This is a genomic window from Sulfuricella sp. T08, assembly GCF_000971475.1.
Classification (GTDB): Bacteria; Pseudomonadota; Gammaproteobacteria; order Burkholderiales; family Sulfuricellaceae; genus Sulfuricella.
The window spans coordinates 1-221 of sequence record NZ_DF967597.1 but is presented as its reverse complement, the minus strand read 5'-3'; the positions used below and the strand labels follow the sequence as shown (position 1 = coordinate 221).

General features: G+C 59.7%; 1 pseudogene. It reads right to left on the bottom strand.

Annotated elements, in window-relative coordinates:
* Window positions 1–221: pseudogene (locus tag SCT_RS16580) on the bottom strand (sulfite reductase, dissimilatory-type subunit alpha); the annotation flags it as partial.

Genomic DNA, 221 nt, shown 5'->3' with positions numbered 1-221 from the left:
ACGTCGTTGACCAGTTCGTCCATGCCGTGCTTGGCGAACCACTTCTTGCCCAGTACGTCGTCGGTCTGGATGCTGTCGCGCCAGGTGCCGATGGTGGCCATGTCGGAACGCTGAATCGAGTTGACGCAGTCGTTCGGGCAGCCGGAGAACTTGAACTTGAACTTGTATGGCAGGGCCGGGCGGTGCATGTCGTCGAGGAAGTTATTGACCACGGTGCGCAG